Here is a 16,576-nt window from a genome sequence, read left to right as displayed (position 1 = left end):
TCTGCTACGTTTACAGTTGAGCGATAAAAGTGTTTGCGAAGGTGTCACGATTCCTTCATGCGGGCACTTTACGCTCGAACGAATACGACAACAGACGCAGAAGGATGCCGACATGGACGATTATCAGGAAGAACTGCTGGAGTATCAGGCGTCCCAACTGGACCCGCTGGAGCCCGCCGACGACGCCACCGAGCTTTGATCGGCACCGCGCACGGTCGTCTCACTGGCGCTGGCGGCGGCGGAACTCTCCGGGTGTTTCAGCGTTCCAGCGCTTGAAGGCACGCTGAAACGCCTCGGCTGAGGCAAACCCCAACAAATACGCGATTTCGCCAAAGGCCAGTTCGGTGTCCCGGATATAGGTCATGGCGAGGTCGCGACGTGTGTCATTGAGAATGGCGCGAAACCGCGTGCCTTCCTCCGTCAGCTTGCGGCGCAGGGTCCAGGTTGGCAGTTTCAGGCGTGCGGCCACTTCTTCCAGATCAGGTTCCCGACCGCCGTTGAGCAGCGGCCCCAACAACTGGGTGATGCGCTCGCGCAGGCTGCGGGTGCGGGTCAGTTGCTCCAGTTCGCGCTCGCACAACTGCAGCAGGTACGCCCAGGTGCTGGGGCAATGCTGCGGGTTGCGCCGATCAAGTGTGGCGTGATTGAGGCGTAACTGGTTGGTGTCGGCCCGAAAGCGCACCGGGTTGTGGCTCAGCACGCTGTACTGCTCGGCGTATTCAGGCTCGCTGAACTCGATCTCGATGTGTTCGCAGGTCAACGGGCGGTCGGCCACGGCGGACAATTGATGCAGCCAGCCCGAGATGATCGAATCCACCACGAAGCGGTTATAGGCGTTGTACGGGCTGATGGAGTAAAAGCGCAGCCAGGCGCCCTGGGCATCTTCGTGCAGGCTCGACTGGCCACGGTAGTTGGAACCGTACAGGGCCTCGAAGCGGATCAGGGTGCGCGCTGCTTCCCTTACCGTCGGGGCTTGCGCGGCCGTGACACCGGCCAGCCCGGCCTGACTCAGGCGGCTCAGTTGCCCCATGCGCAAACCCAGCGCGGGGTCGCCGGTCAAGGCAATCGCCGCATGCCCCAGGCGCATGTAGCGCGGGATCGAGAGCCGCGCCATCGGCTGGCTCAAGCGCGCCGCATCAAGGCCGTACTGGTCGAGCAAAGGCAAGGGGTCATGACCGCAGCTGCGCACCGCATCCGCCAGTTGCTGCACGAAACCGACCGACAAATCCCCCAAACGCATCGGCAACGGCTTCATCAGCTACAGCCAGAGGTTGAGCAAACGTGCCGTGGAGACGGGCCCGTCCGGGCTGGTGATGCCGTTGCGGCTGATAAAGCTCTGGCCGACGCTGTGTTTGTCCCAGAACCGGCCTTGGGAAAACACCGTGATCCCGGCTTCGGCGGTGCTGGTGGGCACGCTGCTGATCAGGGTCAGACGATGCCAGGCCGCGCCCTCACTGACTTCGCCGGGTTTGAGGCTGATTTCGCTGGGCGTCGACACGCTTTTATAGCCGCCCCACGGGTTATCCCACGTGTCTTTGCCGGTCACGAAAGCGGGCACCGCGATCAATTGCGCCTGTTGCTCGTTCAGCAACCGGTAGTTGTCGGGGTACCAGCTGTCGCTGCCCACCAGAATCCCGAGCCGCCCGGCCGGGGTGTCCACCACGTTCAACTGGTGGTCCGGGCTGGGCTGGATGTAGCTCTGTTCTTCGTAGGTGGGCAGCAACTGGCGCTGAGGCTTGCCTATCGGCGTGCCATTGCGGTCGAACACCACGCTGCTGTTGTACAGCGCGCCGGTGCCCGCCTGCAGGGTGCCGTTCTCAATGCGGGGGTCGGGCAGGGCGATGCTGCCTGCCACCAGGGTAACGCCAAATTCTTTGGCCAGCCCGCCGAACAGGGCCTGATAGTCGGCGGCCATGGGGTTGGCTTTCATGCGCAAGTGGGCGTCGTTGAGGCGGCTTTCGCCTTCGGCCCCCAGCCAGGCGCGGGCGAAGCTCAGCGGGTTACTGATGGCCAGCCAGTGCATGGCCTCATTCAGGTTTGCGGCTTGATACAGCTCGTCTTTTTCGCCGCGAAACATCAGCCATGAGCCAATGTGTTCGGGCATCACCACGATGGTTTTTTCGTTGAGCAAGCCAGCGTCGCGGGCCTTGTTCAAGTACGTCGCCAGCTTCAGATGCAGGAGATCAAGGCTTTGATAGTCGCGGGGCGACAGCAACGGCTCGATCCCCAGCAGGTTGCCACGCCCGGTGTCGACGCCGTCGTTAAGTGCCAGCTCGACCCGCAAGTCGGACAGGTAATGGCCGACGTCGCGTTGCTCGGTCCAGTACGCGTACCCGCCTGCAGCGGCGGCAACGGCGATCAGTAAGGTGCAGCCAATTAATTTACGCATGAGAAATAGAGCAGACAGCCATTGCGGGATTCGGCGTCTAGGGTAGGTGGCGCCTGCGCGCTTGCCAAGAGGGGCTGCGCAATTGGGTTAATAATTTGTCACTTTGGGTCATTGAGTGGGGTCGGGCAGGGCTTTACTGTGCCTGTCATTCAACGACGGGCGCCGCAGAGCATCCCGCGTTCCGTGAATCAGCCTGTTGTGGAGCAACCTGATGACTGCCACTCACTACCCGCATTTACTGGCCCCGCTGGATCTGGGTTTCACCACGTTGCGCAATCGCACCCTGATGGGCTCGATGCACACCGGCCTTGAAGAAAAGCCCGGCGGCTTTGAGCGCATGGCCGCTTATTTTGCCGAACGCGCCAGCGGCGGCGTCGGCCTGATGGTCACCGGCGGTATCGCCCCCAACGATGAAGGTGGCGTGTACAGCGGCGCGGCCAAGCTCAGCACTGCGCAAGAAGCCGAGAAGCATGTGGTTGTGACCCGCGCGGTCCACGACGCCGGGGGCAAGATCTGCCTGCAGATCCTCCACGCCGGGCGTTATGCCTACAGCCCGCGCCAGGTCGCGCCGAGCGCGATTCAGGCGCCGATCAACCCGTTCCAGCCCAAGGAACTGGACGAAGCCGGGATCGAGAAGCAGATCAGCGATTTCGTCACCTGTGCCCGTCTGGCCCAAAGCGCCGGGTACGACGGTGTCGAAATCATGGGCTCCGAAGGCTATTTCATTAACCAGTTTCTCGCGGCCCACACCAACCACCGCACCGACCGTTGGGGCGGCAGCTACGAAAACCGCATGCGCCTGCCGGTGGAGATCGTGCGTCGGGTGCGCGAAGCGGTCGGGCCGAACTTCATCATCATTTATCGCCTGTCGATGCTGGACCTCGTGGAAGGTGGCAGTGTCTGGGACGAAATCGTGCAACTGGCGCAGGCCGTCGAGCAGGCCGGTGCGACCCTGATCAACACTGGTATCGGCTGGCACGAGGCGCGCATCCCGACCATCGCCACCAAAGTGCCGCGCGGCGCGTTCAGCAAAGTCACGGCCAAATTACGCGGTGCGGTCAAGGTGCCGCTGATTACCACCAACCGCATCAACACCCCCGACATTGCCGAACAGATTCTGGCCGAGGGCGATGCCGACATGGTGTCCATGGCGCGACCGTTTTTGGCCGACCCCGAGTTCGTCAACAAAGCCGCTGCCGGGCGCAGCGATGAAATCAACACCTGCATCGGTTGCAACCAGGCATGTCTGGATCACACCTTTGGCGGCAAGCTCACCAGTTGCCTGGTCAACCCGCGCGCCTGTCACGAGACCGAACTCAACTACCTCCCTGTCACCCATGTAAAAAAAATCGCCGTGGTCGGTGCCGGGCCTGCCGGGCTGTCGGCGGCGACTGTCGCGGCCGGGCGCGGCCATCAGGTGACGCTGTTCGATTCGGCCAGCGAGATCGGCGGCCAGTTCAACGTGGCCAAGCGCGTGCCGGGCAAGGAAGAGTTCGTTGAGACCCTGCGCTACTTCAAGCGTTTGCTGCAGACCACCGGGGTCGAGGTGTGCCTCAACACCCGCGTGGGGGTTGAACAGTTGGTGGCGGGCGGGTTCGACGACATCATTCTGGCCACCGGTATTGCGCCGCGCACCCCCGATATTCCGGGCGTAGATCACCCTAAAGTCCTGAGTTATCTGGACGTGATCCTTGGGCGCAAACCAGTGGGTGCCAGCGTGGCGGTGATCGGCGCGGGCGGGATCGGCTTCGACGTGTCGGAGTTTCTGGTGCATCAGGGCGTGTCCACCAGTCTGGACCGCGAGGCGTTCTGGAAGGAGTGGGGCATCGACACACGCCTTGAAGCCCGCGGCGGCGTGGCCGGTATCACTCCTCAGGTTGAGGCGCCTGCGCGTCAGGTCTTCCTGTTGCAACGCAAGAAAACCAAGGTGGGCGACGGGCTGGGTAAAACCACCGGCTGGATCCACCGCACCGGGCTTAAAAACAAGCGCGTGCAAATGCTTAACAGCGTTGAATACCTGAGCATTGACGACGACGGTCTGCATATCCGCATCGGCGACGGCGAGCCGCAATTGCTGGCCGTGGACAACATCGTGATCTGCGCCGGGCAAGACCCGCTGCGTGACTTGCAGGCCGGGCTCGAGGCGGCCGGGCAGTCTGTGCACCTGATTGGCGGCGCGGATGTGGCGGCCGAGCTGGATGCCAAGCGCGCGATCAATCAGGGCTCGCGTCTGGCGGCCGAGTTGTAAGCGCGGCGGTAGCGGCCATCAAAAAGCCGATGGTTTAAACTCCGTTCATTTTTGAGCGGAGAGTGCCGTGCGTGTGCCGTTGATTGATTGGGAGCCCTATGCGCCCTTGCAGCCTTTGCACCTCGACTGGCTGGCGAGGGCCGGGGTTGAGGTTGCTGTCTTGCGTCTGGACCTGATCGACCCGCTGGTCAGTGGCAACAAGTGGTTCAAGCTCCATCAGTCGCTGCGCGCGGCCCATGCAGCGGGGGCTCACGGGTTGATCAGCCTGGGCGGCGCACACTCCAATCATCTGCACGCCTTGGCGGCGGCGGGCAAACGCTTTGGTTTTACCACCGTCGGCCTGCTGCGCGGGCACCCTCAAGAAACCCCCACCACCCGTGACCTGCAAGACTTCGGCATGCACCTGCATTGGCTGGGGTTTGCCGGTTATCGTGCCCGGCATGCGCCGGAGTTCTGGCGGCCGTGGCAAGCGCAGTACCCGCAGTTGCAGTCCGTGCCCGAGGGCGGCGCCAGTTTGGCGGGCGCGCAAGGGTGTTCACCGTTGGTCAAGCAGGTGCGTGACCAAGTGGCCGCGCTTGGCTGGGCGGATTACGACGCGTGGTGGCTGGCCGCGGGGACGGGCACCACGCTGGCCGGTCTGGTGCTGGCTGAAGCCGGGCAGCGCAGGGTCTATGGCGCCATGGCGGTGCCCGAAGACCACGGGGTGGCGCCCACGGTGCGCGCCCTGTTGCAGCAGGCGGGCAGCCCTGTGGGTGACTATCAGTTGATCGAGGCCAGTCGCGGCGGTTTCGCGCGGGTCGATGAGGCGCTGTTGGCGTTTATTCGGCGCAGCGAGTTGGACAGTGGCGTGCCTTTGGAGCCGCTGTACACCGGCAAGGCGTTGCTGGCGCTCAAAGAGGCTGTGGACGCGGGGCATGTGGGGCGAGGCATGCGCGTGGTGTTTGTGCACACCGGCGGCTTGCAGGGCCGCCGGGGGTTTGCGCCAGCTGTTTAGTTGCGTTTAGGCAGCATGCGCAACAGCGTGTTGTCTTTCATCACGTAATGATGAAACAGCCCGGCCAGCGCGTGCAGGCCGATCAGCCAGTAGCCGAGGGTGCCGCCCAGCTCATGCCAGCCCTTGATCTGTTTGGCGGTGTCCACGTCCTTGAGGGTCAGGGGTGGCAGGTCGAATCCGTAAAAGAACACGGACTTGTCGTTGTAACTGAGCACCAGATAACCCATCACCGGCATGGCGATCATGAACACGTACAAGGCCCAATGCACCAGCGTCGCCAGGGCGGTTTGCCAGGCGGGCGGGGGCGGGGTGATCTTCGGCGCCACGCCCAGGGTACGTGCCAGCAACCGTAGCCACACCAGCGCAAACACGGTCAGGCCGAGCATGAAGTGGGCATCTTTCATCAAGTTGCGACCGTCGCTGTCTTTCGGAAAAATCCCGCGAAATTCAATGGCGGCGTAAATCAGTACAAACAGCAGCACCATCACCCAATGCAGGGCGATGGACATACGACTGTAACGGTCGGTGGAGCTTTTCCAGGACATGGGTGTTCCTCACGGTTCAGGTCTTGAGCCTCCGCTCTTGTATGACGGAGTTCCTTTACAGTAATACGTCTGCGTACATTTGCGCTGAGATGCATCAGTTTTCAGGGTTGCCAGGCACATGAGGCCATAAATCCGAAACCAGAAACAGGCGCTCGGCTTCTTCCCAATCACCGTCGGGCGTGGGCGTCAGGCGCACCAACAGCTGCGCGGGAGCCTGCGGGTGCAGTTCGGCCAGCCAGACCTGCAATTGCGCGTCATCCCAAAGCCCGTCCGGCCCATAGTGCGCAGGTGCCAGCCAGGCATGCCGCGGCAGGGGCTGCCAGCACCCGGCGGGCCTTTGGCGGACAAACGCGGGCCAGTCGCGCTGGTGCAGCCAGCGGCCGCGTAAATGCAGCGGATGCGCGCCGGCCGGAGGCTGCGCTTCACCGGGCCACGGATACAGCAGGTAACCGCCCAGCCACAGGTGCGCACTGACATGCTGAATGTCCAGGGCGGCCAGAATCTCGCGGCATTCTGGGCGGCTGGACATCGGTAACTGATGCTGACTGAAATGCGTGAGCTTGCGGTCCAGCCGGTCATTGCTGCCCGGCCCCAGCCAGTGCGCCGGGTCGTGCCCGTCGCCGTGTGGCGGGCCGAGGTAAAGTTTGATCGCCAGTTCCAGATGATGCGCGCCGTCACGGTCACGTAACAGCATGTCCAGCTCGCCCAGCGTATGCCCGCCCACGCGAATGGGCAGGTTGGCGGCCACCAGCTCGACACCGGGGGCGTGGGTTATGGCGAACTGCCACAGCCGCTCGTAGTAACGCCCCAGCCTGCGGGTGGTGGCCAGCGCCAGCCACTGCTGCAACGGCTCGCTGTGCCGGTCAAGGTCGCGCAGCCAGTTTTCCAGCCAATGTGGCGCCTGAACCCAGTCGCTACCGGTCAGCGGGTGGCGCTGAGGCCAGGGCGTTTGGCTGAGCATGGGCGGGGCCAGAATCACCCACGCCAGATCACGCACCTCGGGGTGACGTAACTGGCGGGGCAGGTTGAGCAAGTCGGGGAAGAGGATCATGCTGCGAGCATAGCCTTTTGCTCACGGGCTGAAAGGGTTTTGTCTATCGTGTCCTTTCGCCCATAATCGCTGTTTTCGCCCGTCACGTACCCCGCAGGAGCCTCATGGAGCACTTTCGTAATATCGGCATCATTGGTCGTTTGGGCAGTTCTCAAGTGCTCGACACGGTTCGCCGACTGAAAAAATTCCTGCTCGAGCGGCACATGCACGTGATCCTCGAAGACACCATCGCCGAAGTGCTGCCCGGCCATGGCCTGCAAACCTCGTCGCGCAAAATGCTCGGTGAAGTGTGCGACATGGTCATCGTGGTGGGCGGCGATGGCAGTTTGCTCGGCGCCGCCCGTGCGCTGGCGCGGCACAATGTCCCGGTGCTGGGCATCAACCGTGGCAGCCTGGGCTTTTTGACCGACATCCGTCCCGATGAACTGGAAGTCAAAGTCGCCGAAGTGCTTGACGGCCACTATCTGGTGGAAAACCGCTTTCTGCTGCAGGCCGAAGTGCGCCGTCACGGCGAAGCCATTGGCCAGGGCGACGCCCTCAATGACGTGGTGCTGCACCCCGGCAAGTCCACGCGCATGATCGAATTTGAATTGCACATTGACGGGCAGTTCGTTTGCAGCCAGAAGGCCGACGGCCTGATCGTCGCCACGCCGACCGGCTCCACCGCCTACGCCATGTCGGCTGGCGGCCCGATCATGCACCCCAAGCTGGATGCCATCGTCATTGTGCCCATGTACCCGCACACCTTGAGCAGCCGCCCGATTGTGGTGGACGGCAACAGCGAACTGAAAATCGTGGTGGCCAAGGACATGCAGATTTACCCGCAGGTGTCCTGCGACGGTCAGAACCATTTCACCTGCGCGCCGGGCGACACCATCACCGTGAGCAAAAAAGCGCAAAAGCTGCGCCTGATTCACCCGCTGGACCACAACTACTATGAAGTGTGCCGGACCAAGCTTGGCTGGGGCAGCCGACTGGGCGGCAGGAGCGACTGATGCTCGATCCGGCGCGCAGTTACGATCTGATCGGTGACGTGCATGGCTGTGCTCATACCCTTGAGCATCTGTTGGAGCGTCTGGGCTATCGCAAACTTGCCGGTGTCTGGCGGCACCCGCAGCGCATGGCGGTGTTCCTCGGCGACATCATTGACCGTGGGCCGCGGATCCGCGAATCGCTGCATATCGTCTATGACATGGTGCAAGCCGGTCAGGCGCTGTGCCTGATGGGCAACCATGAATTCAACGCGCTGGGCTGGTGCACCCCGGCCCCGGCGGGCAGTGGCAAGCAGTTTGTGCGGGAGCATAACCCGCGCCATACCCGGCTGATCCACGAAACCCTGGAGCAATTTGCGCACTACCCCGACGAATGGCGCGAGTTCGTGCAATGGTTTTACGACATGCCGCTGTTTGTCGACGCCGGACGGTTCCGCGTGGTGCATGCCTGCTGGGACGCCGACGTCATTGCGACCCTGCGTGCACAATTTCCCGATGGCTGCATCGATGAACATTTCCTGCAAGCGGCGGCCGAGCCTGAAAGCTTTGCCAGCATGAGTTTTAACCGCTTGTTGCGCGGCACCGACATGCGCCTGCCCGACGGCATGACACTGACCGGCGGGGATGGCCTGACGCGTTCGTTCTTCCGCACCAAATTCTGGGAAGACGACCCCAAAACCTACGGTGACATTGTGTTCCAGCCAGACGCCTTGCCGGAACGGGTGGCCCGCAAGCCGCTGTCGCCCTCCGAAAAAGGCGCCTTGCTGCGCTATGGCATTGAAGAGCCGATGTTGTTCGTCGGGCATTACTGGCGCAGCGGCAAACCCGCGCCGATCCGGCCTAACCTGGCCTGCCTGGATTACAGCGCCGTGTTGTATGGCAAGTTGGTGGCCTACCGTCTGGATCAGGAAAAACGCCTCGATCCGCACAAATTTGTATGGGTGGACGTTGATCGCCCGGAGGCTATTCAATGAGTGCTGTTGAGGTTTTACGCTTGCCCCTGTCGGTTGACCTGAGCGGATTTGTCAGCCTGCTCCAGCGCATGCACGTGCCGCATCGGGTCAGCGAAGAGGCGGGCGAGCAAGTGGTCTGGGCGCCCGAAAGCATTGCCGGGGAGGTGCGCAGCCTGTACGCACGCTTCCCTCAAGGCGACCCCGAAGGCCACGTGCCGGTTGTCGAGCCCCCGCCCGCCATGGCGCGCCCGGGGTGGGTCCAGCAACTGCGTGACAGCCCGGCCACCGCGACTATCCTACTGCTGTGCGTGATCGTGGCCGTGGTGACGCAACTGGGTGAAAACCTGTCGGTTCTCAGCGGGCTGACGTTCCTTGATTTCAGCATCCGTGGCCAATACATCCAGTTCACACCTTTGTCGGATAGCCTGGCGGCAGGGCAGTGGTGGAGATTGTTCAGCCCGATGCTGATTCACTTCGGTTTCCTCCACATCGCCATGAACGGCATGTGGTACTGGGAACTGGGTCGACGCGTTGAACTGCGTCAGGGCAGCATCAACCTGATCGGGTTGAGCTTGCTGTTCAGCCTGGTGTCCAACTTCGCCCAATACCTGTTTGGCGGCCCGAGCCTGTTCGGCGGCATGTCCGGGGTGCTGTACGGCTTGTTGGGGCATGTGTGGATTTACCAGCTCATGGCGCCGAACCCGTTGTATCGCCTGCCTCGTGGGGTATTGGTGATGATGCTGGTCTGGCTGGCCGTGTGCATGTCCGGACTGGTATCGCTGATCGGTTTCGGCCAGATCGCCAACGCCGCTCACGTCGGCGGGTTGTTGATCGGTTGCCTGACCGGCTTGCTGGGCGGGCTGTGGGCGCGCCGCAAGCAGGCTAAATGAAACACCTGGGGTTGCTGCCTTGCGCGGGCAGCGACCGCATACACCTCATCTGATGTTCAAGAGCGGAAACGAACCATGTCCTCTTTCAACGAAATGATCCAAAACATCACCCCCGAGATCTATCAGAGCCTGAAACTGGCCGTGGAAATCGGCAAATGGGCGGACGGCAACAAACTGACCGCCGAACAGCGTGAGCTGTCGTTGCAGGCCATGATCGCCTGGGAAGTGCAAAACCTGCCCGAAGAAGAACGTACCGGTTACATGGGCCCGCAAGAGTGCAGCTCCAAATCCATTTCGGTGCCTAACATCCTGTTCAAATCGGATGCTATCCATTGATTGAGATTGGTCGCGGTGCAATCAGCAAGATGTCGGTCAGCCTTGAGGCGCCGACCGTTCAATACGCATTTCGTCTGGGCGATACCGAGGTGCCGGTCAATCCGTTGATCGGCAGCAGGTTGCGTCTGGAGTACCTGGGCAGCATCAATTGCACCCATTGCGGGCGTAAAACCAAGAAGAGCTTCAGCCAGGGCTACTGTTACCCGTGCATGACCAAGCTGGCGCAGTGCGACGTCTGCATCATGAGCCCCGAGCGTTGTCACTATGATGCTGGCACTTGCCGCGATCCGTCGTGGGGCGAGCAGTTCTGCATGACTGACCACGTGGTGTACCTGGCCAACTCCTCGGGGGTTAAAGTCGGCATTACCCGTGCCACGCAACTGCCCACCCGCTGGCTCGATCAGGGCGCCAGCCAGGCGCTGCCGATCGTGCGGGTCGCCACGCGCCAGCAATCGGGGTTTGTCGAAGACCTGTTCCGCTCTCAGGTGGCAGACCGTACCAACTGGCGTGCACTGCTCAAGGGCGATGCCGCCCCGGTGGACCTCGTTGCCGTGCGTGAGCAACTGTTTGAGAGCTGCGCCCAGGGCCTGCAACAACTGCAGGAGCGATTTGGTCTGCAGGCGGTCCAACCGTTGCAAGGCGTCGAGCCTGTCGAGATTCGTTACCCGGTCGAGCAGTACCCGAGCAAGATCGTGAGCTTCAACCTGGACAAAGACCCGATCGTGGAAGGCACGCTGATGGGGATCAAGGGCCAATACCTGATCTTCGACACCGGCGTTATCAACATTCGCAAATACACGGCCTACCAGCTGGCCGTGCATCAGTAAAAGGACTCCAGCATGCGCACCGAACAACCCAAAATGATCTACCTCAAGGACTATCAGGCGCCCGAGTATCTGATCGACGAAACGCACCTGACCTTTGAATTGTTCGAGGACCACTCGCTGGTTCATGCGCAACTGGTGATGCGCCGCAATCCGGCCCGGGGCGAGGGCCTGCCGCCACTGGTGCTTGATGGGCAGCAGCTGGAACTGCTATCGGTCAAACTCGATGACGTGGAGCTGACCGACGCCGACTATCAGCTCACCGACAGCCATTTGACCCTGCACCCGCAACGCGCGCAGTTTGTGGTGGATACCAGCGTCAAAATCCATCCTGAGACCAATACTGCACTCGAAGGCCTGTACACGTCCGGCAGCCTGTTTTGCACTCAGTGCGAGGCCGAGGGCTTCCGCAAAATCACCTATTACCTCGACCGTCCCGACGTGATGAGCCTCTTCACCACCACGGTGATCGCGGACCAACACAAATACCCGGTGCTGCTGTCCAACGGCAACCCGGTGGGCAGCGGCCCTGAGGAAGACGGTCGGCACTGGGCGACCTGGGAAGACCCGTTCAAGAAACCGGCCTACCTGTTTGCCCTGGTGGCCGGTGATCTGTGGTGCGTTGAAGACACCTTCACCACCCGGAGCAACCGCGAGGTGGCGTTGCGCATTTATGTCGAACCGGAAAACATCGACAAATGCCAGCACGCGATGAACAGCCTGAAAAAATCCATGCGCTGGGACGAAGACACCTACGGCCGTGAGTACGATCTGGACATCTTCATGATCGTGGCCGTCAACGACTTCAACATGGGCGCCATGGAAAACAAGGGCCTCAACATCTTCAACTCCAGCGCCGTGCTGGCCCGTGCCGAGACCGCCACCGACGCCGCGCACCAGCGCGTCGAAGCGATTGTGGCCCACGAGTACTTCCACAACTGGTCGGGCAACCGCGTGACCTGCCGCGACTGGTTCCAGTTGTCGCTCAAGGAAGGTTTCACCGTGTTCCGCGACGCGGGTTTCTCGGCGGACATGAACTCGGCCACGGTTAAACGCATCCAGGACGTGGCCTACCTGCGCACCCACCAGTTCGCTGAAGACGCCGGCCCCATGGCCCATGCGGTGCGCCCGGACAGCTTTATCGAGATTTCCAACTTCTACACCCTGACCGTCTACGAAAAAGGCTCGGAAGTGGTCGGCATGCTCCACACCTTGCTGGGGGCCGAAGGCTTCCGTAAAGGCAGCGACCTGTATTTCGACCGCCACGACGGCCAAGCCGTCACCTGCGACGACTTCATCAAGGCCATGGAAGACGCCAATGGCGTGGACCTGACCCAGTTCAAGCGCTGGTACAGCCAGGCCGGTACGCCGCGTCTGAATGTCACCGAACACTACGATGCCGCTAAACAGACCTACAGCCTGACCTTCGCCCAAAGCTGCCCGGCTACCCCCGGCCAGACTGAAAAACTGCCGTTCGTGATCCCGGTGGCGCTGGGCTTGCTGAACGCCAACGGCGAGGAACTCCCGCTGCACCTGCAAGGCGAGTCGGCGGCGGTGGGCACCCATCGTGTGTTGTCGGTCACCGAGGCGCAACAGACCTTCACCTTTACCGGCATGGCCCAACAGCCGCTGCCGTCCTTGCTGCGCGGCTTCTCGGCGCCGGTCAAATTGCACTTCCCGTACAGTCGCGACCAACTGATGTTCCTCATGCAACACGACACCGACGGTTTTAATCGTTGGGAAGCCGGCCAGCAGTTGGCGGTGCAAGTGTTGCAAGACCTGATTGGCCAGTATCAGCGCGGTGAAGCGCTGGTCATGGACCCGCGTCTGGTAGCAGCCTTGCGCAGCGTGTTGGGCAATGAGCAACTGGATCAGGCGATGGTGGCCGAGATGCTGTCTTTGCCGGGTGAGGCTTACCTGGCCGAAATCAGCGAGATCGCTGACGTCGACGCCATTCACGCGGCCCGTGAGTTTGCCCGCCAGCACCTGGCTGAAAGCCTGCATGACGCCTTGTGGGCGCGCTATCAGGCCAACCGCGAGGTGTCCAAAGCCACGCCGTACGTGGCGCAAGCCGAACACTTTGCCCGCCGCGCCCTGCAAAACATCGCGCTGTCGTACCTGATGCTCACCGGCAAGCCGCAAGTACTGGCTGCGGCTCTGGAGCAATTCGAACACAGCGACAACATGACAGAGCGCCTGACGGCGCTGGCGGTGCTGGTCAACTCACCGTTCGACGCCGAGAAGGCCAAGGCGCTGGCCAGTTTTGCCGAGCACTTCAAGGACAATCCGCTGGTCATGGACCAGTGGTTCAGTGTGCAGGCCGGTTGCACCTTGCCCGGTGGTTTGGAGCGGGTGAAGGCGTTGATGCAGCACCCGGCGTTCACCCTCAAGAACCCGAACAAGGTCCGGGCGTTGATCGGGGCGTTTGCGGGGCAGAACCTGATCAACTTCCATGCGGCGGACGGCTCCGGCTATCGCTTCCTGGCGGACTTGGTGATCCAGCTTAACGCCTTCAACCCGCAGATCGCCTCGCGGCAGTTGGCGCCACTGACCCGCTGGCGCAAATACGACAGCGCCCGCCAGGCGCTGATGAAGGCCGAACTTGAGCGCATCCGCACCTGCGGTGATCTGTCCAGCGATGTGTTTGAAGTGGTGAGCAAAAGTCTGGCGTAAACACGCCGGGCGAGGTTTCGCCCCGGTCAGCTGACGGGCCTGGGCGAAGCAGGAGCGGTGGGGCCGGTCAGTGACTGTGCCCCAGCACCACGTCCAGCGCCGTGCGCGCGTCATCGAGTTGAACCAGCGTTGCATGGCGCGCACCCAGCGCGTCATGGTTTTCGATGGCGGTCAAAATTGCCTTGTGCCGGGGCAGCGCCAATTGATGCAGGTTGGGGCGGCGGTTCGAATGCTTCAACGCCTCGCGCAGTGCCAGTGACAACATGTTGCACAAATTGGCCAACAGGTCGTTGTGGGTGGCATCGGCAATGCGGCTGTGAAAATCCAGGTCGGGTTGCAGCAGGGCTTCGGGCGTGGGGGCGTTTTCCATGCGCTCGTAGGCTTCGCGGATCGACGCCACTTCCTCGTCGGTCGCATGTTGGGCGGCGAGGGCAGCGACGGCAGGTTCAATGATGCTGCGCACGCTGGTGAGCAAGGCAAAAAACTCATTTTGCGGCGAGCACTGCATCAGCCAATGCAGCACGTCCGGGTCGAGCATGTGCCATTCGCGGCGCGGCTTGACCACGGTGCCGACCCTGGGTTTGGAATAGACCAGCCCCTTGGCCAGCAATACCCGGGTCGCTTCGCGCAACACCGGGCGGCTGACGGCATACTCCTCGCACAGCAAGGCTTCGGCCGGCAATTTCTCATCGGGTTTGAAACGCCCGGAAACAATCTGCATGCCGAGTTCTTGAACGATGCGCGCATGCATGCTTTTGCGCTCGGAAGGCTGACGGTAATCCATTGGGGGCGAGTCGATCCTGTCGGTGAAAAGCGCCGATCATAGCAGGCGCGGACTCAAGGCTTATACACCTCACATTGACGCCGACGACGAAGCCGCTGGCGGCGTCGTCGACGGTGGCAGTGGCTCAATGGGAATGGCGTGGCACCTCGGCGCCACGGCAGCCCACCAGGAAGTCAAAATCACAGCCCTGATCGGCTTGCATCACGTGATCGATGTACAGCTGACGATACCCGCCGACCAGCAGCTTTTGCGGGGGCTGAATATCCGCCAGCCGGGCCGCCAGTTCAGCGTCCGGGATGTCCAGGTGCAAACGCCCGGACGCGCAGTCCAGCTCGATCCAGTCACCTTCCTGCACTGCCGCCAAAGGCCCGCCTGCCGCTGCTTCCGGCGCGACATGCAACACCACGGTGCCGTACGCGGTGCCACTCATGCGCGCATCCGAGATGCGCACCATGTCGGTCACGCCCTGGGCCAGCAACTTGGCGGGCAGACCCATGTTGCCGACTTCCGCCATGCCCGGATAACCCTTGGGTCCACAGTTTTTCATGACCAGAATCGAGTCGGCGCTGACCTTGAGCTCAGGGTCGTTGATGCGCGCCTTGTACATGTCGAAGTTTTCAAACACCACCGCCTGACCGCGGTGTTTCATCAGTGCCGGGGTGGCGGCCGAGGGTTTGAGCACCGCACCCAAAGGCGCCAGATTGCCGCGCAGCACACAGATGCCGCCGTCTGCCACCAACGGGTTGTCGAGGGCGCGGATCACTTCGTCGTCGCCATAAATCGGTGAGTTTTTCACGTTGTCCCACAGGCTCTGGCCATTGACGGTCAGCGCGTTCGGGTGCGGGATCAGGTCATGCTCGCCCATGCGCCGCAGTACGGCGGGCAGCCCCCCGGCGTAGTAGAACTCTTCCATCAGAAAACGCCCGGACGGTTGCAGGTCCACCAGGGTCGGCGTGCCGCGCCCGATGCGGGTCCAGTCGTCCAGTTCCAGGTCTACGCCGATGCGTCCGGCAATGGCTTTGAGGTGGATCACGGCGTTGGTCGAGCCGCCAATCGCGGCGTTGACCCGGATCGCGTTTTCGAACGCTTCTTTGGTCAGCACTTTGGACAGGCGCAAGTCTTCGCGCACCATCTGCACCGCGCGCATGCCCGACATGTGAGCCAGCACATAGCGCCGCGCATCCACCGCCGGAATGGCCGCGTTGTGCGGCAGTGAGGTGCCCAATGCTTCGGCCATGCAGGCCATGGTCGAAGCGGTGCCCATAGTGTTGCACGTACCGGCCGAACGCGACATGCCCGCTTCTGCCGAGAGGAATTCGTCGAGGCTGATGTTGCCCGCTTTATAGGACTCGTGCATTTGCCAGACGATGGTGCCTGCGCCGATGTCCTTGCCTTTGTGCTTGCCGTTGAGCATCGGGCCGCCCGTGACCACGATGGCTGGCACGTCGCAGCTGGCGGCGCCCATCAGCAGGGCGGGGGTGGTTTTGTCGCAGCCGGTGAGCAACACCACGCCATCGATCGGGTTGCCGCGAATGGCTTCTTCGACGTCCATGCTCGCCAGGTTGCGGGTCAGCATGGCAGTAGGGCGCAGGTTGGATTCGCCGTTGGAGAACACCGGGAACTCAACGGGAAAGCCCCCGGCCTCGATCACGCCGCGTTTGACGTGTTCGGCAATGGTACGAAAGTGCGCGTTGCACGGGGTCAGCTCCGACCACGTGTTGCAAATGCCAATGATCGGCTTGCCTTGAAACTGGTGGTCGGCAATGCCCTGATTCTTCATCCAGCTGCGGTACATGAAGCCGTTTTTATCAGCGCTGCCAAACCATTGGGCGGAACGCAGTGGCGGGGTTTTATCAGACATGGCGGCTCTCTTATTGTATGACTAATTGATTTTTAT

At 62.0% G+C, this 16,576-nt stretch carries 15 protein-coding genes; 9 read left to right on the top strand and 6 right to left on the bottom strand.

Translation table 11 applies throughout. The features are described 5' to 3' along the window. Positions 1–16: 16 nt before the first annotated feature. The gene (locus TU74_RS24070) at positions 17–199 is read left to right on the top strand and encodes a hypothetical protein (protein ID WP_139145704.1); all 183 of its coding nucleotides are present in this window, start codon (positions 17–19) and stop codon (positions 197–199) included. A 21-nt stretch (positions 200–220) separates the two neighbouring features. On the opposite strand, the gene TU74_RS02515 is transcribed toward TU74_RS24070, so the two are convergent. After that, positions 221–1,255 carry an AraC family transcriptional regulator gene (locus tag TU74_RS02515; protein ID WP_048374928.1) on the bottom strand — a complete coding sequence of 345 codons (1,035 nt, stop codon included), beginning with the start codon at positions 1,253–1,255 and terminating at the stop codon, positions 221–223. A gap of 3 nt (positions 1,256–1,258) precedes the next feature. Beyond that, on the bottom strand, positions 1,259–2,389 hold the full coding sequence (locus TU74_RS02510; RefSeq protein WP_048374926.1) for a carbon-nitrogen hydrolase family protein: 1,131 nt from the start codon (positions 2,387–2,389) through the stop codon (positions 1,259–1,261). Positions 2,390–2,600: 211 nt separating this feature from the next. Here TU74_RS02510 and TU74_RS02505 point away from each other — a divergent pair, with 211 nt between their 5' ends. Together TU74_RS02505 and TU74_RS02500 are read left to right on the top strand one after the other, a co-directional pair. After that, on the top strand, positions 2,601–4,637 hold the full coding sequence (locus TU74_RS02505; protein ID WP_048374925.1) for an NADPH-dependent 2,4-dienoyl-CoA reductase: 2,037 nt from the start codon (positions 2,601–2,603) through the stop codon (positions 4,635–4,637). 67 nt (positions 4,638–4,704) lie between these two features. After that, on the top strand, positions 4,705–5,631 hold the full coding sequence (locus TU74_RS02500; RefSeq protein ID WP_048374922.1) for a 1-aminocyclopropane-1-carboxylate deaminase/D-cysteine desulfhydrase: 927 nt from the start codon (positions 4,705–4,707) through the stop codon (positions 5,629–5,631). On the opposite strand, the gene TU74_RS02495 is transcribed toward TU74_RS02500, so the two are convergent. Both TU74_RS02495 and TU74_RS02490 read right to left on the bottom strand, forming a co-directional pair. Then, positions 5,628–6,176 carry a cytochrome b gene (locus TU74_RS02495; protein ID WP_047275522.1) on the bottom strand — a complete coding sequence of 183 codons (549 nt, stop codon included), beginning with the start codon at positions 6,174–6,176 and terminating at the stop codon, positions 5,628–5,630. The two genes, TU74_RS02500 and TU74_RS02495, sit on opposite strands and share 4 nt — an antisense overlap. A gap of 94 nt (positions 6,177–6,270) precedes the next feature. Beyond that, positions 6,271–7,227 carry a DUF1853 family protein gene (locus TU74_RS02490; RefSeq protein ID WP_048374920.1) on the bottom strand — a complete coding sequence of 319 codons (957 nt, stop codon included), beginning with the start codon at positions 7,225–7,227 and terminating at the stop codon, positions 6,271–6,273. Between the two features lie 104 nt (positions 7,228–7,331). Between TU74_RS02490 and TU74_RS02485 the strand changes: the two genes are divergently transcribed. The 6 genes from TU74_RS02485 to pepN all read left to right on the top strand — a co-directional run bounded on the left by TU74_RS02485 (position 7,332) and on the right by pepN (position 13,895). Continuing rightward, a complete protein-coding gene (locus TU74_RS02485) occupies positions 7,332–8,222 on the top strand; it encodes an NAD(+) kinase (protein WP_047275519.1) in 891 nt (296 codons plus the stop codon). Beyond that, positions 8,222–9,193, top strand: a complete 972-nt coding sequence (locus tag TU74_RS02480; protein WP_047276490.1) for a metallophosphoesterase — start codon at positions 8,222–8,224, stop codon at positions 9,191–9,193. The genes TU74_RS02485 and TU74_RS02480 overlap by 1 nt, the downstream gene beginning before the upstream one ends. Beyond that, the gene (locus TU74_RS02475; RefSeq protein WP_048374918.1) at positions 9,190–10,062 is read left to right on the top strand and encodes a rhomboid family intramembrane serine protease; all 873 of its coding nucleotides are present in this window, start codon (positions 9,190–9,192) and stop codon (positions 10,060–10,062) included. The genes TU74_RS02480 and TU74_RS02475 overlap by 4 nt, the downstream gene beginning before the upstream one ends. A gap of 75 nt (positions 10,063–10,137) precedes the next feature. Beyond that, positions 10,138–10,398: a YeaC family protein gene (locus tag TU74_RS02470; RefSeq protein ID WP_047276494.1), complete on the top strand. Its 261-nt coding sequence runs from the start codon at positions 10,138–10,140 to the stop codon at positions 10,396–10,398. Next, positions 10,395–11,225 carry a DUF2797 domain-containing protein gene (locus TU74_RS02465; protein ID WP_048374915.1) on the top strand — a complete coding sequence of 277 codons (831 nt, stop codon included), beginning with the start codon at positions 10,395–10,397 and terminating at the stop codon, positions 11,223–11,225. The genes TU74_RS02470 and TU74_RS02465 overlap by 4 nt, the downstream gene beginning before the upstream one ends. Before the next feature lie 12 nt (positions 11,226–11,237). Further along, positions 11,238–13,895, top strand: coding sequence for an aminopeptidase N (gene pepN, locus TU74_RS02460; protein ID WP_048374913.1), 2,658 nt, complete (start codon positions 11,238–11,240; stop codon positions 13,893–13,895). Between the two features lie 67 nt (positions 13,896–13,962). Here pepN and TU74_RS02455 read toward each other — a convergent pair whose 3' ends face one another. Beyond that, positions 13,963–14,679, bottom strand: a complete 717-nt coding sequence (locus tag TU74_RS02455) for a FadR/GntR family transcriptional regulator (protein WP_048374911.1) — start codon at positions 14,677–14,679, stop codon at positions 13,963–13,965. A 124-nt stretch (positions 14,680–14,803) separates the two neighbouring features. Continuing rightward, entirely contained in the window at positions 14,804–16,540 is a 1,737-nt protein-coding gene (locus TU74_RS02450) for an IlvD/Edd family dehydratase (RefSeq protein WP_047276501.1), read from the bottom strand. Positions 16,541–16,576 lie beyond the last annotated feature (36 nt).

Origin of the sequence: Pseudomonas lundensis (genome assembly GCF_001042985.1) — a bacterium.
Taxonomy (GTDB): domain Bacteria; phylum Pseudomonadota; class Gammaproteobacteria; order Pseudomonadales; family Pseudomonadaceae; genus Aquipseudomonas; species Aquipseudomonas lundensis.
Note: the sequence above shows the minus strand (reverse complement) of the source record. Positions and strands in the feature narration are given on the sequence as shown.